The sequence below is a fragment of the Slackia exigua ATCC 700122 genome (genome assembly GCF_000162875.1).
Taxonomy (GTDB): domain Bacteria; phylum Actinomycetota; class Coriobacteriia; order Coriobacteriales; family Eggerthellaceae; genus Slackia; species Slackia exigua.
Genome location: NZ_GG700630.1, coordinates 1383178 through 1406528, shown reverse-complemented (window position 1 = coordinate 1406528; position 23351 = coordinate 1383178). Strand labels below are relative to the sequence as shown.

General features: G+C 62.0%; 20 protein-coding genes and 1 tRNA gene. 5 read left to right on the top strand and 16 right to left on the bottom strand.

The annotated features are described in order from the left end of the window. The first annotated feature begins 475 nt into the window (after positions 1-475). Positions 476-1429 carry a hypothetical protein gene (locus HMPREF0762_RS06085; RefSeq protein WP_006362655.1) on the top strand — a complete coding sequence of 318 codons (954 nt, stop codon included), beginning with the start codon at positions 476-478 and terminating at the stop codon, positions 1427-1429. Between the two features lie 122 nt (positions 1430-1551). On the opposite strand, the gene HMPREF0762_RS06080 is transcribed toward HMPREF0762_RS06085, so the two are convergent. The 12 genes from HMPREF0762_RS06080 to serS form a co-directional block, all read right to left on the bottom strand. Continuing rightward, positions 1552-2157, bottom strand: coding sequence for an HDIG domain-containing metalloprotein (locus HMPREF0762_RS06080; RefSeq protein ID WP_006362653.1), 606 nt, complete (start codon positions 2155-2157; stop codon positions 1552-1554). Positions 2158-2404: 247 nt separating this feature from the next. Next, the gene (locus HMPREF0762_RS06075) at positions 2405-5533 is read right to left on the bottom strand and encodes a Cna B-type domain-containing protein (protein WP_050759680.1); all 3129 of its coding nucleotides are present in this window, start codon (positions 5531-5533) and stop codon (positions 2405-2407) included. A gap of 241 nt (positions 5534-5774) precedes the next feature. Next, a complete protein-coding gene (rsgA, locus tag HMPREF0762_RS06070) occupies positions 5775-6743 on the bottom strand; it encodes a ribosome small subunit-dependent GTPase A (RefSeq protein ID WP_006362649.1) in 969 nt (322 codons plus the stop codon). Continuing rightward, the gene (locus HMPREF0762_RS06065; protein WP_006362648.1) at positions 6743-7588 is read right to left on the bottom strand and encodes a hypothetical protein; all 846 of its coding nucleotides are present in this window, start codon (positions 7586-7588) and stop codon (positions 6743-6745) included. Before HMPREF0762_RS06065 ends, rsgA begins: the two co-directional genes overlap by 1 nt. Then, positions 7578-9101, bottom strand: a complete 1524-nt coding sequence (locus HMPREF0762_RS06060; RefSeq protein ID WP_006362645.1) for a TrkH family potassium uptake protein — start codon at positions 9099-9101, stop codon at positions 7578-7580. Before HMPREF0762_RS06060 ends, HMPREF0762_RS06065 begins: the two co-directional genes overlap by 11 nt. Before the next feature lie 197 nt (positions 9102-9298). Further along, positions 9299-10093 (bottom strand): exodeoxyribonuclease III, encoded by a 795-nt coding sequence (locus HMPREF0762_RS06055; RefSeq protein WP_006362642.1) that lies wholly within the window; start codon positions 10091-10093, stop codon positions 9299-9301. Positions 10094-10212: 119 nt separating this feature from the next. After that, positions 10213-11052 carry a TVP38/TMEM64 family protein gene (locus HMPREF0762_RS06050; protein WP_006362640.1) on the bottom strand — a complete coding sequence of 280 codons (840 nt, stop codon included), beginning with the start codon at positions 11050-11052 and terminating at the stop codon, positions 10213-10215. Next, entirely contained in the window at positions 11049-12029 is a 981-nt protein-coding gene (locus HMPREF0762_RS06045; RefSeq protein WP_006362639.1) for a hypothetical protein, read from the bottom strand. The genes HMPREF0762_RS06050 and HMPREF0762_RS06045 overlap by 4 nt, the downstream gene beginning before the upstream one ends. Before the next feature lie 79 nt (positions 12030-12108). After that, positions 12109-12657, bottom strand: coding sequence for a hypothetical protein (locus HMPREF0762_RS06040; protein ID WP_006362638.1), 549 nt, complete (start codon positions 12655-12657; stop codon positions 12109-12111). Positions 12658-12807: 150 nt separating this feature from the next. Further along, positions 12808-13260, bottom strand: a complete 453-nt coding sequence (locus HMPREF0762_RS06035; protein ID WP_006362637.1) for a hypothetical protein — start codon at positions 13258-13260, stop codon at positions 12808-12810. Further along, positions 13253-14332 (bottom strand): hypothetical protein, encoded by a 1080-nt coding sequence (locus HMPREF0762_RS06030; RefSeq protein WP_245935512.1) that lies wholly within the window; start codon positions 14330-14332, stop codon positions 13253-13255. The genes HMPREF0762_RS06035 and HMPREF0762_RS06030 overlap by 8 nt, the downstream gene beginning before the upstream one ends. Before the next feature lie 11 nt (positions 14333-14343). Next, positions 14344-15624 carry a serine--tRNA ligase gene (gene serS / locus HMPREF0762_RS06025; RefSeq protein ID WP_006362635.1) on the bottom strand — a complete coding sequence of 427 codons (1281 nt, stop codon included), beginning with the start codon at positions 15622-15624 and terminating at the stop codon, positions 14344-14346. A 322-nt stretch (positions 15625-15946) separates the two neighbouring features. On the opposite strand from serS, the gene HMPREF0762_RS06020 reads away from it, so the two are divergent. Then, a complete protein-coding gene (locus HMPREF0762_RS06020) occupies positions 15947-16150 on the top strand; it encodes a DUF6724 family protein (protein WP_006362633.1) in 204 nt (67 codons plus the stop codon). 120 nt (positions 16151-16270) lie between these two features. On the opposite strand, the gene HMPREF0762_RS06015 is transcribed toward HMPREF0762_RS06020, so the two are convergent. From HMPREF0762_RS06015 to HMPREF0762_RS06005, 3 genes are all read right to left on the bottom strand, one after another. Further along, complete coding sequence (locus HMPREF0762_RS06015) at positions 16271-17266, bottom strand: GTP-binding protein (protein WP_006362632.1); 996 nt, start codon at positions 17264-17266, stop codon at positions 16271-16273. A gap of 81 nt (positions 17267-17347) precedes the next feature. Continuing rightward, a complete protein-coding gene (locus tag HMPREF0762_RS06010; protein WP_006362631.1) occupies positions 17348-18406 on the bottom strand; it encodes an NAD(P)-dependent alcohol dehydrogenase in 1059 nt (352 codons plus the stop codon). A gap of 284 nt (positions 18407-18690) precedes the next feature. Then, the gene (locus tag HMPREF0762_RS06005; RefSeq protein WP_040619101.1) at positions 18691-19575 is read right to left on the bottom strand and encodes a PfkB family carbohydrate kinase; all 885 of its coding nucleotides are present in this window, start codon (positions 19573-19575) and stop codon (positions 18691-18693) included. A 233-nt stretch (positions 19576-19808) separates the two neighbouring features. Here HMPREF0762_RS06005 and HMPREF0762_RS06000 point away from each other — a divergent pair. Continuing rightward, positions 19809-19895 (top strand) — tRNA-Leu (locus HMPREF0762_RS06000). 148 nt (positions 19896-20043) lie between these two features. Here the strand turns inward: HMPREF0762_RS06000 and HMPREF0762_RS05995 are convergent. Beyond that, the gene (locus HMPREF0762_RS05995) at positions 20044-21051 is read right to left on the bottom strand and encodes a helix-turn-helix domain-containing protein (RefSeq protein WP_006362629.1); all 1008 of its coding nucleotides are present in this window, start codon (positions 21049-21051) and stop codon (positions 20044-20046) included. Between the two features lie 104 nt (positions 21052-21155). Between HMPREF0762_RS05995 and HMPREF0762_RS05990 the strand changes: the two genes are divergently transcribed. Continuing rightward, entirely contained in the window at positions 21156-21893 is a 738-nt protein-coding gene (locus HMPREF0762_RS05990; protein WP_006362628.1) for an energy-coupling factor transporter transmembrane component T family protein, read from the top strand. After that, entirely contained in the window at positions 21890-23308 is a 1419-nt protein-coding gene (locus tag HMPREF0762_RS05985) for an ABC transporter ATP-binding protein (RefSeq protein ID WP_006362627.1), read from the top strand. The genes HMPREF0762_RS05990 and HMPREF0762_RS05985 overlap by 4 nt, the downstream gene beginning before the upstream one ends. Positions 23309-23351 lie beyond the last annotated feature (43 nt).

The following is a 23351-nucleotide window of genomic DNA, read 5'->3' as shown; positions in this document are numbered from 1 at the left end:
CGTCGGCCCACGAGAGCGCCTGCGGCGTGAAGCCGCTCAGCGCGAAGGCGAGGATGCCCGCCATGCCCGCGCGGAACGCGCGCGTGCGCAATGCGGGCCGGGCGGCGGCGGAGGCCCCGCCCGTCGTACGGTTCTGATGCATTGTGTTCCTCCCTGCAAAATCCTGCACATGCGGAATGCCCGCCGAGCTTGCCCCAGGGCGGCATTCCAATATACGGAAGTTATTCTCGCCTAATCAACGGCATGCATCAATGGAATTCTTGGCCGATTCGATGGTTTTTCGCCACAAAATGCGACCAGGCCTCGCTGCAAGCCTCCCCGCAAAGCCTGTGCTGCTCCTTCGCGGCGGCACGATGGTAGGATGGGAATGCAACGCGCTCAGGCTCCATCGTGCTGCCTGATTCGACGGCCGCCTCCTGCATGCGGGGCGATGCCCGCCGACGACCGCGCACCCGCAACAGACAGGAGATAGGTCATGCCCGCTATCCTGACCCATGATTTCTTCGGCAGGGATTTCTATGCCGCGAACAATGCGCTCATAGGCGAAAGCCCCGATGCCCGCGATGCGTTCCTGCTGGGCAACCAAGGCCCCGATCCGCTGTTCTACCTGGTTGCAGCACCCGACATGAAAGCATTCACGTCGCTCGGGTCGAACATGCATCACGACCGCCCCACCGCGCTCATCGCCGCTATCCGTGAAAGCCTCGAAACCCTCACAGATAGCGAGCGCCTGATCGGAGAAGCGTATGCGGCAGGCTTTCTGTGCCATTACACGCTCGACAGCAGCGCGCATCCGTTCATATACGCGCAGCAGTTCGCCATCTGCGACGCCGGGCTCGACGGCATCACCCGCGCCGACGGCAACGACGTGCACGCGGAAATCGAACGCACGATCGACGAGGTCGTGCTGGTCAATAAGATGAATCTCACGATTCGCGAATACCGACCCTATAAAGAGGTGCTCAATGCATCCGAGGATGTGCTGCGCATCATCGGGAAGATGTACGTCTTCGTCTGCCTGCGTGCCTATCGGCTTTCGGTCCCCGATGTGATCTTCAGCCGCGCGGTGCATGGGTTCCGCCTGGTGCAGCGACTGATGTATTCGCCCGAACAGACCGGGCACAAGACGTTCAACGCCATCGAACGCGGCATCCTAGGCCGCGGACACTCCTTCTACGCCGCCATGGCGCACCGCGTCAACGAATCGCCTCTGTGCGCGTTCGACAACCACGAGCACGCATCCTGGGCCAATCCTTTCACCGGCGAGGTCAGCACCGTCGGTTTCTGGAACATCTATGCCGAAGCCCAGAGGAAGGCGCAAACCAGCATCGAGCTGTTCCAGAGCCCCGAATTCGACTCATTCTTCGACCTGGAGAGCGCCCGCAAGATCACGCACGGGCTGGACTTCAGCGGCGAACCCGTCGAATAGAAAGAAGCAAACACGTCGCGCATAGGCGGTCAGCATTCAGGGAAGGCGCCGTCAGGTCGCAGCCTGACGGCGCCTTCCTGTTCATCGCCGCATGAGAAACGCGGCGCCTCCGATGCGGAGCCCTACGATTCGGGCGAAACGAAGGTGTCGCGATCAGGGGCGAAGGAGCGCATGGCCATGATGGTGCGCTCGAAAAGCTCGTCGAGCTCCCAACCGACCATCTCGGCGCCGCTGCGGATGACGTCGCGGCTCACGCCCGCGGCGAAACGCTTGTCCTTGAACTTCTTCTTGAGCGACTTGACCTCGAAATCCATGACGCTCTTCGAGGGACGCATAACGATAGCCGCACCGATGAGGCCGGTCAGTTCCTCGGAGGCGAACAGAATCTTCTCCATGTAGAGCTCGGGCTTCGGCAGAGCGGGATTGTAGTCGTGGTTGTGCGACTGGATGGCATGGATGAGCTCGTCGGATACGCCCAAGGGACGCAGGATTTCGGCGGCGTAGACCGTATGGTTCACCGGGTCGTCGTCGTGTTCTTCCCAGTCCAGATCGTGCAGCAAGCCGACGATGCCCCAGAATTCCTCGTTCTCGGGGTCGAATTCACGTGCGAAGTAGCGCATCGTGTTCTCGACCGTTTCGCCGTGCTCGATATGGAATTCATCCTTGTTGTGAGCCTTAAGCAGGTTACATGCGTCTTCGCGCGAAATGCCGGCAGAAAGCTTAGCCATGACGACCCCCTTCGTCGCAGGTGTTTTCCCGAGTATACGCCCGACTGCCGCAACGGCAAGGAGCGTGCGGCATCGGCAGATGTTTTCCCAGCAGGCGGCAACGCGGATGGAGCACTCGTAGTCTCTCCCCTGCGCTTCATCGGCTCTTGACGCAACAAGACCCGGGATGAACGTTCATCCCGGGTCCGATGCTAGAGGTTCAGCTCACGTGAAAAGCGATCCTTGCGCAGGTATGCGGCTGGATGCTCTACGATTGCATGCCGCCCTCGTTGCGCATACGCTTCTTTGCGGCCCATGCAAGGCCGACGAGCGACGCGGCCGCAAGCGTCAGGATGCCGGGGAGCACCGGTCCTTCACCGGTCGCAGGCATCGTCTTTCCCTGGTGTCCCGAGGCAGGAGGCTTGGAACCCGGAGAGGAAGGATCAGGAGCAGGCCCCGGTTCGGGCGTGGGGTTCACCTTGGGTGTGTGGGCGTTGGTGATGACGAAATTGCCCGAAGCCTGCTCTTTGACCGAAGAGGTATAGCCGTCGGGTACCGAGGCCTCTTCCACCGTGTAGGAGACCTTGTGCCCTCCTTGGTACTCGGCAAGCCCCGTCCAAGTCGACGTCCAACCGTTGGCGGAGGAGAGCTCGACCGCGCCTCCCTGCGCCACGCCGTCGGCATAGAGCTGCGCCATAACGCTTGCCGGACGGATTCCGTCCTTGTCATTGCCGTCGTTCCAGATCTTGGAAACGGTGACATCGACCGTGCCCGGTACATGCGTGTTGGTGATATCGAAGCCGGCGACGGTAGTCGTATATCCCTCAACCGCATCTTCGGTGACCGTGTAGTCAATGGCCTGACCGGCCTTGTTCTTGGTCATGCCGGTGAAGCTGTAGGCCCATCCGTCGGCTTCCGTCACCTGCTTATCGGCGACCTTCTGCCCATCGGCAAGAAGGTTCACGGTGATGCTTTGCGGACGCATGCCATCCTGATTGTCGGCATCGTCCCACGTCTTGGTACCTGAGATATCCATTGTCTCGGGAACATGCGTGTTAGTGATGGTGAAGCCGTTCGTGGCATCCCCTGCGCTGGCCGAGGTGTATCCGGCAGGAACATCCGTTTCCTCTACCGTATAGGCGATGTTCGCACCTGCCTCTTTTTCATTGAGATTCGTCCAGGTATGAGTCCAGCCGCTCGCCGCGTCCACGGCAACCGGCGCTCCCAAAGCAACCCCGTTGGCGTAGAGCTGCAGTTGGACGGATGCCGGACGAATTCCATCGGCATTCGCACCGTCGTCCCATGCCTTGGTAGCGGTAACCGAGGTCTTGCCTGGCGTGTGAGAGTTGGTGATGTCGTAGCCATTGATCACGGTCGCATAGTCGGCAACGGCGTTTTCCGTGATTCGATAGCTGAACTCGTGTCCGTCCACCGAATCGTACTGAGCGAGACCCGAGAAGCTATAGGCCCACGTGCCTGAAGCATCGGGCGTAACCGTCTTGGAATCGATCGGCGTACCGTCCCGGAGCAAGTTGACGGTAATGGAGGCAGGGCGCGCGCCGTCGCGGTCGTTGTCGTCGTCCCAAGTTTTCACGCCTGAGACATCCACCTTGGCCTTCTGGTTGTACATGGTGATGACTTGCCCGGAACCCTGGCTCGTCACCGTGACCGCCTCGGAGTTTGCCGAGGTCGTATGATCGGCATCGTTGGGATGCGCCTCGTCGACAGCCACGTCGGGATACCCGTTGGCGTGCGAGACCTCCACGAAGCGGTACATCATGCCGCCGGTGAGGCCTTTGACCTGGATGGCGCCATTGGCATCGGGCGTGAGAGTGCCGTCAGGGTTGAGGGAGCCTACGTCGAGCATGGAAGCATCCACTGCAACGTCTGTCCAGCTCGTTCCGCCATCATTCGAGGACTGGAGTTTGAAGGAGAAACCGGTTGAGAGAGCCGCACCGCTTTCCTTGTCGGTCTTGAGCATCTTGATGGTCAGAGGATCTGCTGGTGCATCGATGGCGGCGCTCGAAGGGGTCAGGGTGGCCGTACCGGTTGCCGTACTCGAACCCTGATCGCTTGTCATTTCAACGGTGCCCGTCTTATCGGTCGGCGTGTTTACAACCGGATGGACAACCCGAACACGTACGGAAATATTTTGCAGAGCCTTCCCCGCATATATTTGATTGATCTTTCCTATTGTTGCAGAAGAAACGTTTCCGAAGATGTCTGGATAGTTATTCTTGAGAAGGTTTCCCATGCCTCCTGCATCTGCAACACCAGCGAGATCGTCGTATTTAGGTCCGGCAGGATCGTTCATATCCCACCACTTCAGCATGAAGGTATAGCTACCGTCGTGGTTGTTATACATGCAGTACTGGCCATTCTGCAAAGCGGCTTTGACATCGCTCTTGCTCTTTGCCCCTTGGTCAACCTTGGTGAGGAAGGTGTTCGCTGAAAGGTACTGCCCATACCAACCGGATAATACTTCTCCTTGGTCGTTGATTCCTGAAAATTCAGACCAACTCCTGGCTAGTTCCGGCTCGGCTGCGCAATCGGCGAAGGTGCTCTCTACATAGACCCCGGTAAGCGAATTAGGACTATAGGCTCCATTGTGCTCTAGCATATAGGGCATACGGAAATGGTATCCGTCTATAGCACGCGCATCATTGAACACCTTTATGTCCCAATCCATGCTTTGATTGGTGGTTAGATCGGATCTAATGGAAAGTGCGGTATTTGTCGCTCCGACGGCTTTGGCAATAACGTAGTATTTCTCATGGGCGGCATAGAGAGTGTCTTTACCAAGTACTCCCTGAGAAAGAGCGCGCTCACCCAGTGTCAGCGTGTGCCCTAGTTCATCTCGATAGTGTGTTATTCCGCCAGTTTGAAGCGTTATCTCGAATTTTTTTATACTGTGGTTTTTGAGGTAGTCCCCGCTGAACTTGAGCACGAATTTACCGTCGGTGTACTCAAAAGTACCCAACTGATTATTGTCGCCATCAAGCAAGGGACGGGGGGCGAAATTCAGGCCTCGTCCAACCGACGCTGGAATCGTCAACGTATCCCCATCCTGGATGGCGTCGCTGCCGTCATACGCAACTTTCGCCTCGAGCTTAAGCGACGAGACCTTCTGGCCCTCGCAAATCGCATTGCTGAATGCAGCTGGATCGGTCTTAGGCGAGGCTTCGGAGCTCAGCGAGTATTCGATCTCCGCGTCGCCGTGCGTGGCGTCGATGATCTTGAAAGACTGGATGGTCACGTCATCCAAGCTGAGCTCTTGGGCAAAGGCGCTTCGCGTATCCACGCTCACCAAGAGAAGCAGAGTCGCCAAAAGCGCCACCGCCAGCGCAGCTATCCTGCCTTTTCCCATCTTCCCAATTCCTGCTGATGTCGATTCCATACGCAGCCCCTTTTGTAGAGTTGTTATGTAATATTGCCAATGCTAGGAGAAGGGGGGGGGTCTTTTGCAAGGACTTTTTTGGGGGAATCATCAGCGGAAAAGCGTAGGCGTTACGAAATTAACCATGGTTAAATTACGAGATCAGCGGCAAATACCTCGGACGAGAAATGAAACTGGATTAATCCCATAGACAGGAAACCGAATCGATCGCGCAACGCTCCGAAAAAACCCGGAGCGGCGCTCAGCCCTGCCAGCGGCGGGGATGCCCTTTGCGCGACCGGATGCGACGGGATTCCTCGCGACGGCGTTTGGCCTCGTCGGTTTCAGCCTTGAGCCGCCTATAACTCTCCAGGCGCTCTGCAGCCACATCCCCGCACGCCACGGCGGCCTCGACCGCGCAGCCAGGTTCGCCATCATGCCGGCAATCGCCGAAACGGCAGGTTTCCGCAAGCGCTTCGATATCGGCGAACGCCGCGCCCATGCCTTCGTCGGCGTCCCAGAGCGCAAGGCCGCGGACGCCCGGCATGTCGATGACACGGCCGCCGCCGGGAATGTCTACCATCTCCCGCGAGACCGTCGTATGCCTTCCGCGCCCGTCGCGTTCGCGCACGGCGCCCGTGGCCTGAATGTCCTTGCCCACAAGGACGTTCACCAAACTCGACTTCCCCACGCCGCTCTTGCCGAGCAGCACGGCCACCTCGCCGGGACGGACGGCGGCACGCACGGCTTCGACGCTCTCGACATCCTGATCGGACACCACGAGCACCTCCGTTCCCTGCGCCACGCGTTCGACCAGCATCTTCGCGGACTCAAGGGCCTTTTCGCCATCGGCAAGATCGGCCTTGGTCAGCAGCACCTGCACGTCCGCGCCGCTCTCGTGCGCCAGGACCAGTTCACGCTCAAGCCTGCGCACATTGAGATTGACCAGCGGTTCGACGACGAAGACCTTGTCGAAGTTGGCGGCCAGGACCTGAGGAAGCGAACGTTCCGCCGGGTCCTTGCGCACGAAGGCGTTCCGACGCGCGAGCACCTGATCGATGATGCCTTTGTCGTGCCCCTCGGGCACGGAGAACTCGACCGCATCCCCGGTCGTCGCACGCACGCGGGAGCCTTTGAGCAGCGTCGTGGCGTGCTCGCATCTGATTTCACGCCCCTGCGCATCTTTCACCAGAGGATATCCGCGGTCGAGCTTCACCACCAGACCGCGCATCAGCGGTTCCTCTCGCGCAGATACCAATGCAGGAACGTCAGCGCGGCGCCGAGCGCGATAGCGATGAGCGGCATCTTGAACGCGCTGACGACAATCAGGTCCGAATGCCGTCCGCCTTCCGAAACCACCACGACCTTGGTCGCATGGATGTCGCTTTCCCCCTGCTGCTCGATATCGTCCAGATAGTATGTGCCTTTGATGCGCAAGGTGGTTCCCGCGGCGCCGTAGCGCCCGAAGGTGTCGATCTTTTCGGCGTCTTCTTTCGAAATGATGACAGGAACGGTGGCGCCGCTCTTCGGATCGCGCAAGACGATCCATACACGCCCGGGCTTTCCGCCGGCGACATTCACGGCATCTCCGACGACTTCGCCTGTGACCTGGACCGTCTGCCTGTCGTAATAGGAATCGGCGGATGCAAGGTCGCCTATCTGCGCATCATAGAGAAACGAGTTGTCGGCCAGCTGCCCCTCGTCGATCACGTTCCCCTCCGCTTCGAGCGGCGTAGCCTCGTCGGCCGCCTCGACGGCAGGCTTGCCTGCGGTATCGGCTGCTTCGAGGATGCCCGAGGAAGCCCCCGATCCCGCCTTGCTGTTGCCGGACGCGCCGGAAGAATCCTCCGACGGCGAGCCGTTCGTCCCCGACTTGGCTCCGCCGGCGCGCACGACCGCGCCCGAGGTCGTGGTGCCGTCGCCCGATGCGGAGACGTCTTGGGCGGACGAGGAGTCGGACGAGGCCGCATCATCGTCGTCGGCGAGCGCGGCCGCGGGCAGCGCAAGCGAGGCCGCAAGGATCCCTACGGCCATGAACGCCCAGATGCGATGCGTGATTACGGGTTTATCGCCCATGGCCCACCCGTTTCTTCGGCTTCAGCGAAGCCGAGAACGACACGAGCAGCGCGACAAGCGTGACCCATTCCAGACGGCCGGCCCACATATCGAAGATGTACAGGTATTTGAGCACGTCGGGCATGCCAGGCTGCACGATGCCGGCCGACATGCCGATGTTCGACACCATGGATGCTGATTCGAAGAGCGCAGGCGACGCTTCGTATCCGAACGCGACCGTCACGATCGTGGTCAGCATGAGCGCCGCCAAGAACAGCAGGAACACCGCGAGGTTCGCACGGACGAGGGCAGTGCTGAGGGGACGCTTGCCCACATGGTAGAACGTGACCACCTGACGCGCGGACGCGGGTGCCAGCAGGTCTTTCACGTATGCGACAAGCTCCTTGCCCAGGATTCCCACGCGCAGCACCTTGATGCCGCCCGAGGTGCTGCCGGCAGACCCGCCGACGATCATCACGAACACGAGCACGATGAGCGCGCCCGACGATACGATGGTCGTCAGCTGGTTCGACGTGATGGGCTGGAAGCCCGCGGTGGTGAACGCGGAGACGATCGTGAAGACGCCGCGCCGAACGAGCGTCGGAAGGTCGGAGAAACGCCCGGAAACGCAGATGGCGGTCGTGACCACGCCCACGACGACGATGAGCCAGACCGCCGAGGTGCGCACCTCGATATCTTTGAAGAAATGCTCGATCCGGCCGCGCCAGATTTCGTTGTACAGCGTGAAGTTCACCGTGCCGAAAAGCATGAGCATGAGCACGATGATCTCGATGCCCCAAGAGTGATAGTAATTGATGCCCAGGCTCATCGACGACATGCCGCCGGTATTGAACGAGGCGGTCGAAAGCCAGAGGCCGTTGAGCAGGGCGCGCGAAGGTTCCATGCCGATGGCCAGGCATGCCAGGAACAGCACGACCGTTCCCGTCAGGATGGCGACGGCGGCCACGCGCACGATGAACTGCGTCGTCTGGATGATGTTCGGAATGACGTGCTCGCTTCGGCCTTCGGTCGCATACAGCGACGAGCCCCCCGAGCTGCCGAAGATGCCGAGCGAAAGGGCGATAACGACCACGCCCAATCCCCCGACCGTCTGCATGACGAAGCGCCACATGTTATCGGCCGCGGACAGATGCTCGAGGTCCTGAATCATGGACGCGCCCGTGGTGGTCCATGCGCTCATGCCCTCGAAGAACGCGTCGAGATACGAAATGAAATGGCCCGACATGTACAGGGGGATGGCGCCGACCAGCGCGAGCAGAAGCCACGCGAGCCCCGTGACGGCAAGGGCCTGCTGCTGGGTGAGCGCGCGCGGCTCGAGGTAGGCAAGGCGCAGGGCCGACCCGATGAACAGCGCGATGCCTATGCCGAACAGATACCGCTCGGTCGCGTTCCATTCCTGCATCACAACGGAAGTGGCAAGCGGCACGCACAGGGCCACGGCCAAGAACATGGTCAGAGCGCCCAGATAGTGCGCGATGATGCGCAGATCGGTGAATGTGAAGCGCTGCCACATGGCTATCCGATCACAACCTTGACGACGACGACGATGGCGACGAGCCCGAGGAGGAACAGCGAGAACGCGCTCCCGAGGATCATCACCCTCTGGAGCGTGTTTCTCACCGCCTTCTGAAGGCGGGCCCTTGTCTTCACGCTGTCTCGCACAATTGCGCCGTGGCCTTCCCTTTTGCCGCAGAATCGTACGATTATAGCCTATAGGGCGATATCGAGCCCGACCGGGCAGTGGTCGCTGCCCATCACTTCGTCATAGATGGACGCCGATTCGATGGCGCCGCGCAGCGCGTCGCTCACGAGGAAGTAGTCGATGCGCCACCCCGCGTTGTTCTTGCGCGCATTGAAGCGGTAGCTCCACCATGAATACGCACCCTCGAGATCGGGATGCAGCATGCGGAACGTATCGGCGAAGCCGGCGTCGAGCAGCGACGTGAATGACGAACGCTCCTCGTCGGAAAAGCCCGGATTGCCCCGGTTGGAACGCGGGTTCTTGAGGTCGATCTCCTGGTGCGCCACGTTGAAGTCGCCGCACATGATGACGGGCTTGGGCTCGGCGGAAGCGTATCCCAACCCCTCGGGCACGACGCCTGCCTCAAGGTTCTTGCAGAATTCGCGGAACGCGGCGTCCCAGGCCATGCGATGCTCAAGGCGTGCGAGCTCGGGCTGGGCATTGGGCGTGTAGACGTCCACGAACCAGAACTTCTCGAACTCGCAGGCGCATATGCGGCCTTCGGTGTCGAGGGCGGGCGTGCCCACGTGATGCACGACCTGCAGCGGCTCTTCCCGCGAGAAGACCGCGGTGCCCGAATAGCCCTTCTTCTCGGCATAGCTCCAATTCTGCACGTATCCAGGCAGATCAAGCTCTATCTGGCCCTCCTGGAGCTTGGTCTCCTGCAGGGCGAACACATCGGCGTCGAGGGCGGCGAACGCCTCATTGAAGCCCTTCTTCACAACGGCGCGCAAGCCGTTCACGTTCCATGAGATGAGGCGCATCGGCGCACCCTTTCCGTATCGTCTGCCTATCGTTCTCGTATGCCTATCGTTCGGCCGCCGATCATGCGGCTGCCTATCGTGCAGCCGCCCATCGAAGGCCGCCGACGGCGTTATGCCGCCTACCTATCGAAGTTCTCGCCGTCCTCTGACGACGTGCCGTCGAGGACCTTGCCATGCTTAGACCGAGACCTTCCGGAAGCCTTGCGGGACTTGAACGCGCCCATGATCTTCTCGCGGAAGATGATGCCGACCGCCGCGATGGCCCCGACCGCGACCGCGATGATGACCACAGCTTTGAAATCACCGTTGAGCAGGCCGTCCGCCGCAAGCATGGACATGAGCACGCCGGGTACGCGGGCAACGTTCGAGATGATGACGAACTTGCGCATGGGCATGTCGGTCAAAGGAACCAGATACGTGAGCACGTCTTTCGGCATGCCCGGTATGAGGAAGAGCACGAACACCATGACGTCGAGCTTTTCCGATTGCTCGAAATCGGTGACCTTGTCCAGCCATTTCTCGGGAATCATGTCGCGCACGAACGGCGCGCCCAGGCGATGCACGACCGCGAAGAGGATGGCGCTCGATATCACGCATCCGATAAGGATGATGGCCGCACCCCCTGCAACGCCGTACATCGCGCCGGCGACGAGCTGCACGACCTCGCCCGGAATGATGGCGACGATGACCTGGAGCAGCTGCAGGCCCAGAAGCATGAGCACGCCCAGAGGACCCGCGCCCTTGATCTTCGCGATCAGCTCCTCGCGCCCCGATTCGGTTCCCATGCCGGCGAACAGCGGCGTGAGCGCGACCGTCGCCGCCACGATGATGGCGATGAAGATGCCGAAACCGATGAGCTTGATGAGGTCGGCCTTGGTCAGGCGTGCAAGGCGGGGCCTTTCGGATACAGGCGCCTCCAGGCGTTCGGCGACTTTCTTTCGTGTGTCGGATACCGTCATTTGGATGCCTTGTCGTATTCTTCCTTGAATGCGGCGAACATGCCGCCGATCGACGGGGCCGAGCCGGATCCCGAGGCGCCCTCGGGCTTCGAGGAGGCCTTCGGACGGGACTCGTCGACATCGAGCGAGCCGTCCGCATCGCCGCCGGATGAAACCGCAAGGGCCTCGTCATCGCCCGTGCGGGCGCGGCGGTATTCCTCTTTGAAGCTCGAGAACATGCCCTTGCTCGCAGCGATCTGCTTGCCGGTGGCATATGCGCCCTTGTTGATGGCGTCGCCCGCCGCCGCGGCGGCGGCTTGGGCTTTCGGCTTCACCGCATCGGTGGCTTCCTGAATCTTGGCCTGGGCCTTCGCAGTGAATTCCCCGGCGGCTTCTGCCCAGCCGCCTTCGGGTTGAAGCTCCCACACATCGTCGGACACGAGGATGGCGCCCTTGAACGTCTGCTCGGATTCGGATCCGGCGGCGGCGTCGCCTGCCGAGAGATCGACCCCCATGCCGCGGCGGAACCCGAGGATGCAATCGGCCGGAACCTCGAGCGTGCCCAGCAGGTACCGCGACGTCACGCCATTCGACGCGACGACCGACTCGATATCTCCCGTGATGCGCGAAAACGTCACCGTTCCCACGGTGCCGATGGCCGTCTCTTCGTCCACCATGAGCGGAAGTCCCGACCAAAGGATGCAGGAATCCCAGTTCAAGCCCATACGCTTGCAAGCGGCAGGACCCGACATCTTGGATTCGGGTGCGACGACGATGCGGCCGTCGACGAGCTCGAATTCATCGAGCGCGACGAAGACGTCTTTGCGATGGAACATCCAGAGCAGGTCGGGACGCTTCACGATGAAGCCGATGCAGCGCTTTTCCTTGGGATGGAAGACGCACGTCTTCACGCGGCCGATGTTCTTGCGGCCGCTCTTGCCGCCCCGCACGCGCATCCGCTCGAGATCGGACGTCGTGATGAGCCCCTTCTTCGCCATGCCCTTGCCTTCCGATATAGACGAAGGCCGGAAAACCGGCCTTCGCGGTCATATGCCATCCGGTCGCTCCGACTCTGCGCTAGGCCTGATCGGCCCCTTCGTCGGCGGCCTTTGCCGGAGCCGCTTCGTCCGCGATGCCGGCGGAATCCGAAGATGCGGCCTCTTCCTGGGATGCGGCGACGTTCGCGGCGACCTGGGCAGCGATGCGCTCGCGCGCCTCGTTGATCTTGTCGCGCAGCTCGTCGTCGGAACCGAAGGCCTCGGCGCCGCCTGCGATGGCTTCCTTGGCGTTGCCTGCGACTTCTTCAGCCTTGGCGGCGACCTTCGCAGCGGTGTCCGTGATGATCCTGCGCGCGTTGTCGACGGTCACGTAGGTACGCTGAGCCTGCGCGGCCCCGTCGCCGTCCGCAGCTCCGGACGCGGCAGGCGCGGGCGCGAAACCGGCGGCAGCGACGTAGCCTTCGCCCTTCCGGCGGATTTCCTCGGCTTTGGCGTTCAAATCGTCCGCCGCCTTGTTCAGCGTGTCGACGACGGTCTGACGGAACTCAGGATCGTTCATGTACTTATAGGCGGCGACGGCGCTTACGCCTGCCAGGCTTCCAACGACCAGCGTTTTGAACGTTCCCATGGCTTCCTCCTTGGACGTCGCGCCGAAGCGCGTCTGTACGCATGTGCAGTATTATACGAGCGTGCCGCCGCGATAGCGGGATTCGCATCGCCCGACGTTGCCGTTTAGTTGCTGCCTGCCCTTATTGTGCGCATAACGGCGCACGAATGACTACGAAGCGGAATCTTTCGCGAGAATCCCATTGACCAGGGCGACCGCCTCGTTCAGGGCGCGAATCGCAATACGGTCGTCGGAAAACGAAATCTCCACCTGGGCGTTTCGAGATCCGTCCGGATTGACGCCGCCCCAACGGGACGATCCGACGAAGGTCGCGGGCGATTCCCGCCTCTCGTGCAACCCGTTATTGACCTGGAAATCTATTGCAAGATGTTCGATGAGGTGCGGAATGGACGTATGGTCGGCGACGGCTCCGAACGTATCGCCCTCGTCGTTGATGCATGTGTGGCGAAGAAGATTCGGATGGCGCTCGAGAACCCGTGCCATGACACGCGGCGACGTGAGCCCGAACCGCGCATGCGCGACGCTCAAGGTCGCGACGATGCGGTCGTTTCCGATGGAGATGCGATCGACCGAAACCGGAGGACGCGAAACGGCGCTATTCATGCTCCTCCGCGCCCGCCCCCGAAGGCGGAAGCATCGCGCCGTTCGACGCGCTGCGCACGCCCCCGGCCAACGTGACCGTCGCAGACGAATCGATGGAATCGAGCGAGGAATCGGCGCCTTCCGAACCTGCGCCTTCGCCCTTGTCCGACGAGGATGCGGCATCGCCCGAATCCTCCCCTTCGGCCTCAGGGGGGCTTGGAAGCGCGGCCGCTCCGTTCACGATCTTCGCCTTCGCGGACGAATCGTCGGACAGGCGCGAGAGCTTGGTGGCGACCGAAGCATCCCCGTCCTGCTCGGTGATGACGAGATGCTGTCGATCGGCGGAGAACGTATACGTGCCCGAGCCCGAAAGTCCCTGGAAATCGAACGAGATCGTCTTGTTCCAGGTGTCGAGCGTGTAAGCATACGGCAGGTTGTTCGGCATATTGATCGAGCCATCGTCGATGACCACGGTCATGGACCCGTCGTCGGTGATCCATTCCCCCTGGATGTCGGCGGTATCGTCATAGCGGAAGAACGTCTGCCATACGAAGCCTGCGCCCGCGATGATCACGACGGAAGCCAGGACGGCAAGCGTGATGAGCGTCACCTTCTTCCAATTCGTCTCGCGTATGAGCGACGAAGCGGAGGGCTTCGCGCCTTCCCCCTTCGCGGCAGCGGCCTTCGATTCGGCGGCAGATGCCTGGTCGGTCGGAAGCGCACGAGAGAAGAACGCTTCGTCGGATTCGAGGAACGACGCGTCCAGCCCGCCCGTTTTGGAGATGCTCCGACGGTTCTGCACGGGCGGACGCGCTCCAGCGGGATTTCCTTTTCCGACGTTCGCGTCCGGCGTATCGGCCGGCGCATGCGCGGCAGGAACCTCGGGCTGCGCGGCGGTTTTGCCGGACGTCGATGCCGCAGCCGCGGCTTTCGCGTCGCGCTCAGGAGCACGCGTCCCGCGAGGTGCGTCGTTTTTCGGATCGATCCGCGTCGTGGAATCGGGCGCAGCAGAAGAGGCGAGGCTTTTCTCCGTGCGACGCGCGGAAGCCCGCCTCTTCCCCTTGACCGAAGGACGCCTTGGCGATTCGCTCATGCCCTCTGCTTCTATTCAGGCTTGATGCACTCGACGCCGCCCATGTAGGGAACGAGGACGTCAGGCACTTTGACGGAACCGTCGGGCTGCTGGTAGTTCTCGATGACGGCGGCCATCGTGCGCCCCACCGCAAGGCCGGAACCGTTCAGCGTGTATGCGTAACGCGTGCCCTTGAACGAAGCAGCATCGCGATACTTGATATCGGCGCGACGCGCCTGGAAGTCGGTGCAGCACGAGCACGAGCTGATTTCCTTGTAGCCGTCGTAGCTCGGCAGCCAGACCTCCAAGTCGTATGTCTTGGCCGCGGAGAATCCCAGATCGCCCGTGCACAGGCTGATGACGCGATGCGGCAGGCCGAGCAGCTTCAGGATGTTCTCGGCATCGGCTGTCATGAGTTCGAGCTGGTTGAAGCCGTCTTCGGGCGTCGCGAACTTCACCATTTCGACTTTGTCGAATTGATGCACGCGGATAAGGCCGCGCGTGTCGCGACCTGCGCTGCCCGCTTCCTCGCGGAAGCAGGGCGTGAACGCACAGTATTTCAGGGGCAGATCGGAGGCGTCGAGCACTTCCTGCGCATGGATGTTGGTGAGCTGCACCTCGGCGGTCGGAATGAGATACATGCCTTCACGCGTCTTGAACAGGTCGTCTTCGAATTTAGGCAGCTGGCCGGTGCCGAACAGCGTCGTGGCGTTCGCCATGGCCGGCGGCCACCATTCCTTGTAGCCGCGCGAGATGTGGGTATCGATCATGAAGTTGATGAGGGCGCGTTCGAGACGGGCGCCGAGACCGCCGAGCAGCACGAATCGGGTGCCGGCGAGCTTCACGCCGCGTTCGAAGTCGAGGATGCCGAGCTCGGGACCGAGATCCCAATGGGCCTTGCGTTCGAAATCGAATTCGGTCGGCGTGCCCCAGCGGCGGATCTCGGGATTCTCCGTTTCATCCTTGCCGACCGGCGTGGTGTCGGAAGGCAGGTTGGGCACGTGGCTCAGAAGCTCGGTCAGAGCGCGTTCGGCCTCATCGCGCTTCGCGGACGCCTCGGCGATCTTCTCGTTGATGACGCGGACGGACTCCTTGGCCGCTTCCGCCTCTTCGTTCTTTCCCTCGCGCATCAGCCGCCCGATTTCCTTGGACGCGGCATTGCGCCGGGCCTGAAGGCCTTCTTCCTCGGAGATGAAGGAGCGGCGCGATTCATCCAGCTCGTTGAACGCATCGGAATCCCAGGAACCGTTGCGGTTCTTCATGGCCTGCGCCACGACATCTTGGTGTTCGCGCACGAACTTGATATCAAGCATGCTTGCTCCTCACGTCGCCTCCGAAGATGGTGACCTAGTATACCCCACGCTTCCGCGCGGCCGCCGAGGGCATCGGGCATCACACCCTATTTGCAAGCCGAAATGCATACGGCGCGGAACGGGTGCCGCCTGCGCTGCCGAAGCGCGCCCATGCAAGGCCGCGATCCTCCGACGAAGAGGCGACGGGCGGTTTTTCGATGCGCTTCTTGCGTGCCCGCAAAGGGGTTTACTACAATGCACGGGTATTTCGAACGCACGTTCCCGAATCCGGCGGACCGGGCGCCCCGAGCGCGGGCGCGACAGGAAAGAGACGCGATCTTCCATGGACCTTCAGGCCATCTACAGCTTTCTGTTCGAATCGTACGCAGGCATCGGCGTGCTCGTGGCGAGCGCGCTCGTGCTCAGCATCATCGTCGCCGTCATCATGGAGTGGAACACGCGCCGCACGTTCGTCGATCGCGGACCCGCGGACGAAGAGGACGACTGGAGCTTCTTCGACGACGATGACGAGGAAGAGGACAAGTAGGCCGAAAACGGCATCCCGGAATCCGACGCACGCGCCGTCGATAAGGCGTATGCACCGTTCCGCTCGCACGGACGCCTGGCGCACGACGCATCGTCTGCAACATGGCGCCAGACTGGAACCCTAGGTGCGTTGCTCGTGCTCCCCCTGCTCATACGTGCGATGCTCGCAGTTGCGGCCGTGCCGATGCCCGTGACGGGCTTCGGCACCATCGCGCCGAAGCGCAGGGACGAATGCCTCGCGCAGGCCGTTGCGATACAGGTCATGACCGATGAAGATGCAGCGATCCTCCTCTATCTCGTCTGCCCCCGTCACCGCCCACGTACGCTCCACCAGATCGAAGCGAATCCACTGATTGCCGCAAGGCAGCGCCCCTTTGGCGCGGTCGAGGCGTCCGAACACGCCCGCCGACATGGCATCCAGAAGCCACAGAAGATGGCTCGGCGTCGGCAGGGCGGCATAATCGAGCATCATGGTTTCCAGCTCGTCCGGCTCGAAGCCCCCTTCGGCATCTGCGGCCCCGTCGAACGAACCGTCCACGCGTCGCTCCAGAAGAGACGACCACCATTCGTCCGGCAGGTCGGACCACGCGCCCATCACAAGCTCCGCCTTGGGATTGAGCTTTGCAGCCAGCTGTTCGACAGCCTGCTCGGCACCGAGGGCGCCGAGCTTGGACACGACGATGGATGCGGCGTTTTCCACCTGGTCGTCGAAGACCTCGGGAGCGTTTCTGCGCTGGGCTTCCCACGCGCCGGCATCCACGACGGCGACGGGCGCCAGAAGTTCGATGCGCACCCACGACACCTGCGCGAGGTTGTCCATCACGCGGCCGAGCCTCGCCACGCCCGTGGGTTCCACGATGAGATATTCGGGATCGAGCGTGTTGGAGATCGTGAGAACCGATGTGGCGAAGTCCTGCTTGCCTGAGCAGCAGATGCAGTTCTCTACCGATTCCCAGACCTTGAGATCGGAATCCGCGCGCAGACGCCGGGCATCGACATCGGCCTCGCCGTATTCGTTCTCGTAGATGACGACGTCCTTGCCCGTGCGCCGCACGAGCTCTTGGATAAAGGTCGTCTTCCCTGCGCCGAGAAATCCTGAGACGACAAGAACCTTCACGATACGACCCCCCTTGATGTGCCGACGGCATGCCGAAGGGGCCACCGCTGCAGACGATGGCCCCTTGATGGACGGATGGCGCTAGTCGATCACGACGACCGGCTTGATGAGGTCGGCGGGCTTGTCCTTCATGAGGAAGAGCGCCTCCTCGATGTGATCCCAGCCGTGGAACAGATGCGTGACCTCGGGATGCAGGTCGAGTCGACCGGAAGAGACGAGGCTCGCAAGCTTCTCCATGCGCAGACGGCCGCCAGGCATGAGGCCGCCGCGGATATCCTTGTGACCCATGCCGACGCCCCATTCGACGCGCGGGATGTTGATGTAGTCGCCGGAGCCGAGGTAGTTGACGTTGCCGATCTTGCCGCCGGCCTTGAGGGCCTTGACGGCGGGTTCGAAGGTCGCGACGGTGCCGCCGGCGATGCAGACGCGGTCGACGCCCTTGCCGCCGGTGAGCTCCATCACCTGTTCGTCGATGGGGCCGTTCTTATACGAGATGAAATCGGTTGCGCCGTAGCCCTTGGCGGCCTCGACGCAGACGGGACGGGTGCCTACGGCGATGATGCGGGACGCGCCGCGCAGAGCCGCGCCGGCGACGGCCATAAGGCCGACAGGGCCGATGCCGACCACGAGGACGGTATCGCCGAACTGCACGTCGGCGAGCTCGACGGCATGGAAGCCGGTCGGAACCATGTCGGAAAGGATGCAGGCATCCGCGGGGTCCATGCCCTCAGGCATGAGGGCGAGATTGCCGTCGGCATCGTTGACATGGAAATACTCGGAGAAGACACCGTCTTTGAAGTTGGAGAACTTCCAGCCGGCCAGCATACCGCCGGAATGCATGGAATACCCGGCCTGGGCCTCGAGGGAATTCCAGTCGGGCGTGATGGCGGGGATGAGAACGCGGTCGCCGGGCTTGAAATCCTTGACTTCGGAGCCGACCTCGACGACTTCGCCGGAAGCCTCGTGGCCGAGGATCATGTCGTGGCGATCGCCGATGGCGCCTTCCCACAGCGTATGGACATCGGACGTGCAGATGGCGACGGCAAGGGGTTTGACAATGGCATCGAGCGGACCGCATTTAGGCGTATCCTTCTCGATCCAGCCGGATTCGCCGATCCTGAGCATCGCGTAACCTTTCATGGAACACCCTCTTTCTCTTGAAAAAGCACTAATTCCACTTCTGAACAGCCGAAATACATCAAAGAACATGAACGTAGGACGGCTTTATCGAGTGTAGCATCCGAAGAGAATCGAGGGTGCGAAAGGGGGCGTGAACGACCGTTTGAACCGCCTGGACGGCGTATACCGATGCTGCTTCGATCGAAATCGAAGCAGCATCGCAAGAGCCTCTATGCGGATTCCCGGCTGCGCGCATGAAGGCGCGAGACCGCAGCAGGCATTCCGTTGCCGAACGATCGATCGCGCTATGCCAGCAGGGACGCGACCTTTCCCAAAAGCGGCTCGAAGCTCACGCCGCGGTTCTGGAAGTCGGGCTGCTGGGCGGAAACGAGCATCGCATCGTGCGTGAGCAGCCCCGCGAACGAGACGGCATCCGCGAGGGTGCGGCCGGCCATGATGGCGGCCAGGAGCGCGCTTGCGTACAGATCGCCCGTGCCGTGGAGCATATACGGCACGAATTCGTTCTTCACCTCGAAGAAACCGGTATCTGCTCCTGCGACGAAATTCCTGATGAGACCATCGCCGCGCTGGATGCCCTTCAGAACCACGTTCTTCGCGCCACGCGCGAGCAGCGCGTCGATGATGCGATGCGCCTCGTCGTCGGAGATGTTCTCCCCGCCCCACGCATCGCCGATCGGCTCGCCCAGGATGATGGCGGCTTCCGTCAGATTCGGCGTCAGAAGATCGGCGTCAGACGCCAGATCGGCCATGGCGGCGCAGAGGTCGGGCGTGTACGTGGGATAGACCTTGCCGTGATCGGCCATGACGGGATCGACCACCTTGAGGGCGCCAGGATAGGACGCATAGACGCCGCGGATGATATCGACCTGCTCGGCCGATCCGAGGAAGCCGGAATACACGGCATCGATATCGACGCCGATGCCCTTCCAGGCGTCGAGATAGTCGTTCAGGATATCGGTGGTGTCATGCATGTACCATCCCGGGAATGCGGTATGGCTTGAGAAAAGTCCTGTTGGAACAGGACAGACATCGCAGCCCGCAGCAGACAGGACCGGAATGGCCACGCCGAGCGAGCACTTCCCGTATCCGCACAGATCGTGGATGGCGGCGATGCGGGGGATGTAGGCGCCCTGGCGTTCGTACAGAACGGTTTCCTCGGCCTTGCTCATAGATAAACCCACCTTTCCAGTAGTTTTTAGCATTTCGATAATCATACAGGGGCCGATACATGAACGCGACCCCTGAAGAACAGATTACGCGAAAACGAAGGACCTCGGTGCCGCTACGACAGGGCCGCGAACACGAGCGAAGGATTCCGCGCTTTCTCGAAATCTCCCCTTGTCGGGCGTGATGCGTTCCGTTAGTATGCTCTTCTGCTTACATCGTTCATCGATTCAGGCATGCGGGCGTGGCGGAATTGGCAGACGCGCATGGTTCAGGTCCATGTGGGGGTTACCCCATGAAGGTTCAAGTCCTTTCGCCCGCACCACGTACATGCAAGGGGCCGTAACAGAAGTTACGGCCCCTTTCTTTTAAAGCGCCGAGCGCTCAAGCGGGATCATAGGGCGAAACGCCCTTGCTGCAAGGGCGGGATCGAGGCGGCGATGCCTCAAATGAAACGCGGCTTGCCTCGCGTGCTAACACAGCTCGACGGTTCGGACCGGATCGTCTGAAAACGCGACGCGCGCGAGCTTTCGGAACGTGCGAGGGGGCATTCCGACGCGTTTCGAGAACAGCGCCGAGAAGCTCGTCGCACGCGCGAAGCCGCACATGCGCGCAATCTGGCCGATGCTCAGCTCGCTCGAGGCGAGCAGCCGCTTCGCCTGTTCGACGCGCTCGATCGCGATGAACTCGGTGGTGGTGGTTCCGGTCGTCTGCCGGAAGAGCCGTTTGAACTTGGTTGCGCCCATCTGCGCCCTATCGGCGAGCTCCTCGAGACGAAGCGGGGCATCGATGTTGGCTCGGATATGATCGGCCACGAGCACGATCGCCTGACGGTCCCCGTCGTCGACCGCCTCGGAAAAACGCTCCTCCATGATCAGCAAACGCCCCATCACCTCGTTCGCGATGCCCGCGAAAAGCAGCTCGGCCGCCCTGCCGTGCGCCTCGGTGTTGCCGATCGTTTCGAGCAGATGCGGGATCTGCGGATCCCACATGCTCCTTCCGCGCATCGCGCCAAGGCATGCGGCAAGGCGGGACAGCGACCCGGAGCACCCGCTGCCGAACGCTTTCTCGAAATATCCGTCGTAGTACTCGATCTCGGTATAGGCGACGTGCGTGCCTGCCGGCATGAAGACGCGTCCGGTGCGAGGCCTGGTCTCCAGAAACGTCATGATCTGAGCGGGCGGAAGAATTCCCGCCGTTTCATGGCGGATCGCGAAGTAGTTGGTGAAATCGAATGCGAACGGAACCCGCTTGAGCAGCCTGAAGTCGCAGCTTGCCACGACAAGGTCCCGATCGAGCGACCACGCGTGGTACCAGCCCTCTGAAACTTCGCCGTCGCCCATGAAAAACACGCCGCAGTCTCGCGGATTCTCGCACGAGGGGGCAAGCCCGACATTCGCCAGAGGGGCGGTGAAGAGCGACTCGGCCCAGGAACCGCCTAGGGCATCGGAGTCGGATATTCGCGATCGGACACGATTCATACGCGTCGAGCCCTTTCCCTTCGATCCTCGTTCCCCATAGTTAGGAGTAGCTAACATCTATACGATACATCGGATCGTATACGTGGGATGCGAAGGAACAGCAAGTGGTTTTGACCAACGACAACGGGCTATGCGACCGTCTCGACGCGCGCATCAAGCTTGCGGTGCTCCTTGCGCTCATCGTCACCGGCGCGTTCGTCAAAGATTTCGCGTGGGGCAGCGCGATCTTTGCCTTCACATGCATGCTGACCTTCGCGATTGGGCGGAAGAAGATGGCGTTGTCGTTCGCGGCAAGCTATGCGCTCATCATGCTCGTCTTCTGGACCACCTTGTTCTTGCCGCGGAGCGTGTCGGGGGCCATCGGCTCGGCCGTCCTACTGGCGCGCACATGCATGCCGGTATTCCTGTTCGCCGCAGCGTTCGTGTCGTCGACCAAGATCGGAGACCTCACGGCGGCACTGTATAGCCTGCGCCTGCCGCGCGCTTTGGTGGTGCCGCTCGCGGTGTGCGTCCGTTTCTTTCCGACGCTCGGCCAGGAGGCCGGCGCCGTGCTCACCTCGATGCATCTGCGTGGGCTGGGCCTTTCGCCGCGCAACGTCGTCGTGCACCCGGTTCTCACGTTCGAATCGCTGCTGGTGCCTCTCATGCTGCGCTGCGCGAAGATAGCCGACGAGCTCGCGGCGTCGGCGGTGGCGCGCGGTATCGACCGGCCGGGCCTCCGCACGTCGTACAGCCCTATCCGCATCACGGCGGCCGACGTCGCCGTGATGGCGAGCACTATCGCCTGGTGCGCCGGCGTCATCGCCGCCAAGACGTATTTCGAAGGCGGCCTGGTCGTATGAGCGCGCCGGTCATCGAGTTCGAGGACGCATCGTTCACGTATGCAGGCGCCGACGAGGCCTCGGTGCAGAAAGTCTCGCTTGCGGTCGAGGCAGGAGAATGCGTGGTCCTGTGCGGGCGCTCGGGCTGCGGCAAAACCACCCTGACCCGCCTTGCCAACGGGCTGGCCGGCGGCTTTTGGGAAGGAACGCGCGCAGGCGCGGTGCGCGTCGAAGGACGAAACGTCGACGAGCTCGAAGAATGGCGGCTCGCCGAGCATATAGGCAGCGTGTTTCAGAACCCCCGCACGCAATTCTTCAACCTCGACACGACAGGCGAGATCGCGTTCGCCCTCGAGAACCTGGGCGTTCCGCGCGACGAGATGCATGCGCGCGTGGCACGCGTGGCAGACGAGCTGGGCGCGACCGACCTGCTCGATCGCTCGATCTTCAAGCTCTCGGGCGGCCAGATGCAGTCGATCGCCTTCGCAAGCGTTTCGGTCTGCGAGCCAAGGGCCTACGTGCTCGACGAGCCGTCGAGCAACCTTGATCCCGTCGGCATGGAGCGGCTCGCTGCGCTCATCGCCAAGGCGAAGGCCGCGGGTTCCGCGGTGCTTGTCGCCGAGCATCGCCTGGCCTACCTCTCAGATGCCGCCGACAGGTACGTCCTCATCGAAGAGGGCCGGGTCGCGCATGCATGGACCTCGAGCGAGTTCAAAGCGCTCTCTGCCCTGGAACGCACCCGTATGGGCCTGCGCTCGCCGGCACCGCCGCGCACAGCCGATCTCGTTGCACGGCTTCGCATCGGTGCGACGTCGGCGTTTCCGGCGCTTGAGGCGCGCGGCATCGTCGCGGAGTACGACCGCGGCGACGAGGTGCTGCGCAACGTGACCGCGGGCTTCGAGGCCGGGCACGTCACCGGCGTCGTCGCCCCGAACGGGACGGGCAAGTCCACGCTGCTCAAATGCCTGGCCGGCGTGCACCCCGAGGTGCTGGGGCACGTGCGCATCGACGGGGCCGTCACGGTTCCCAGGAAGCGCGCGGACGATGTCTTCCTAGTGATGCAGGATCCCGACTATCAGCTGTTCAGGCCGACGGTTCGCGACGAGCTCACGACGCTTCCCCGCGTCGAGGGCGGCATCGACCCTGCACGCGCCGACGCGATGCTCGAGCGATTCGGGCTGGCTTCGGTTGCGGATCGCCATCCCGCCTCGCTTTCGGGCGGTCAGAAACAGCGCGTCGCATGCGCCTTGGCTGCGCTCTCGGGCGCCCGCGCGCTGCTGTTCGACGAGCCCACAAGCGGCCTTGACCTGGACAACATGCGCCGGCTTGCGCGAACCATGCGCGAGCTGGCGGGCGAAGGCCGAACGGTCGTGGTGGCAACCCACGATCCCGAACTGCTCTCAGAGGCATGCGATCGGATTATGACGCTTGGATGAACTGCGCAGACGCGCTTCGTCAAGAGAGACCTGAACCTGCAAG

What these genes read in the sequence shown, in the direction of transcription:
- HMPREF0762_RS06010 (WP_006362631.1), bottom strand. Translation starts at nt 18,406, where the DNA reads ATGAAAGGTTACGCGATGCTCAGGATCGGCGAATCCGGCTGGATCGAG.
- HMPREF0762_RS06005 (WP_040619101.1), bottom strand. Translation starts at nt 19,575, where the DNA reads ATGAGCAAGGCCGAGGAAACCGTTCTGTACGAACGCCAGGGCGCCTAC.
- HMPREF0762_RS06045 (WP_006362639.1), bottom strand. Translation starts at nt 12,029, where the DNA reads ATGGCGAAGAAGGGGCTCATCACGACGTCCGATCTCGAGCGGATGCGC.
- HMPREF0762_RS06060 (WP_006362645.1), bottom strand. Translation starts at nt 9,101, where the DNA reads ATGTGGCAGCGCTTCACATTCACCGATCTGCGCATCATCGCGCACTAT.
- HMPREF0762_RS06040 (WP_006362638.1), bottom strand. Translation starts at nt 12,657, where the DNA reads ATGGGAACGTTCAAAACGCTGGTCGTTGGAAGCCTGGCAGGCGTAAGC.
- HMPREF0762_RS06080 (WP_006362653.1), bottom strand. Translation starts at nt 2,157, where the DNA reads ATGGCTAAGCTTTCTGCCGGCATTTCGCGCGAAGACGCATGTAACCTG.
- HMPREF0762_RS05995 (WP_006362629.1), bottom strand. Translation starts at nt 21,051, where the DNA reads ATGAATCGTGTCCGATCGCGAATATCCGACTCCGATGCCCTAGGCGGT.
- rsgA (WP_006362649.1), bottom strand. Translation starts at nt 6,743, where the DNA reads ATGCGCGGTCTGGTGGTGAAGCTCGACCGCGGATATCCTCTGGTGAAA.
- HMPREF0762_RS06075 (WP_050759680.1), bottom strand. Translation starts at nt 5,533, where the DNA reads ATGGAATCGACATCAGCAGGAATTGGGAAGATGGGAAAAGGCAGGATA.
- HMPREF0762_RS06020 (WP_006362633.1), top strand. Translation starts at nt 15,947, where the DNA reads ATGGACCTTCAGGCCATCTACAGCTTTCTGTTCGAATCGTACGCAGGC.
- serS (WP_006362635.1), bottom strand. Translation starts at nt 15,624, where the DNA reads ATGCTTGATATCAAGTTCGTGCGCGAACACCAAGATGTCGTGGCGCAG.
- HMPREF0762_RS06050 (WP_006362640.1), bottom strand. Translation starts at nt 11,052, where the DNA reads ATGACGGTATCCGACACACGAAAGAAAGTCGCCGAACGCCTGGAGGCG.
- HMPREF0762_RS05985 (WP_006362627.1), top strand. Translation starts at nt 21,890, where the DNA reads ATGAGCGCGCCGGTCATCGAGTTCGAGGACGCATCGTTCACGTATGCA.
- HMPREF0762_RS06035 (WP_006362637.1), bottom strand. Translation starts at nt 13,260, where the DNA reads ATGAATAGCGCCGTTTCGCGTCCTCCGGTTTCGGTCGATCGCATCTCC.
- HMPREF0762_RS06085 (WP_006362655.1), top strand. Translation starts at nt 476, where the DNA reads ATGCCCGCTATCCTGACCCATGATTTCTTCGGCAGGGATTTCTATGCC.
- HMPREF0762_RS06055 (WP_006362642.1), bottom strand. Translation starts at nt 10,093, where the DNA reads ATGCGCCTCATCTCATGGAACGTGAACGGCTTGCGCGCCGTTGTGAAG.
- HMPREF0762_RS06030 (WP_245935512.1), bottom strand. Translation starts at nt 14,332, where the DNA reads ATGAGCGAATCGCCAAGGCGTCCTTCGGTCAAGGGGAAGAGGCGGGCT.
- HMPREF0762_RS06065 (WP_006362648.1), bottom strand. Translation starts at nt 7,588, where the DNA reads ATGGGCGATAAACCCGTAATCACGCATCGCATCTGGGCGTTCATGGCC.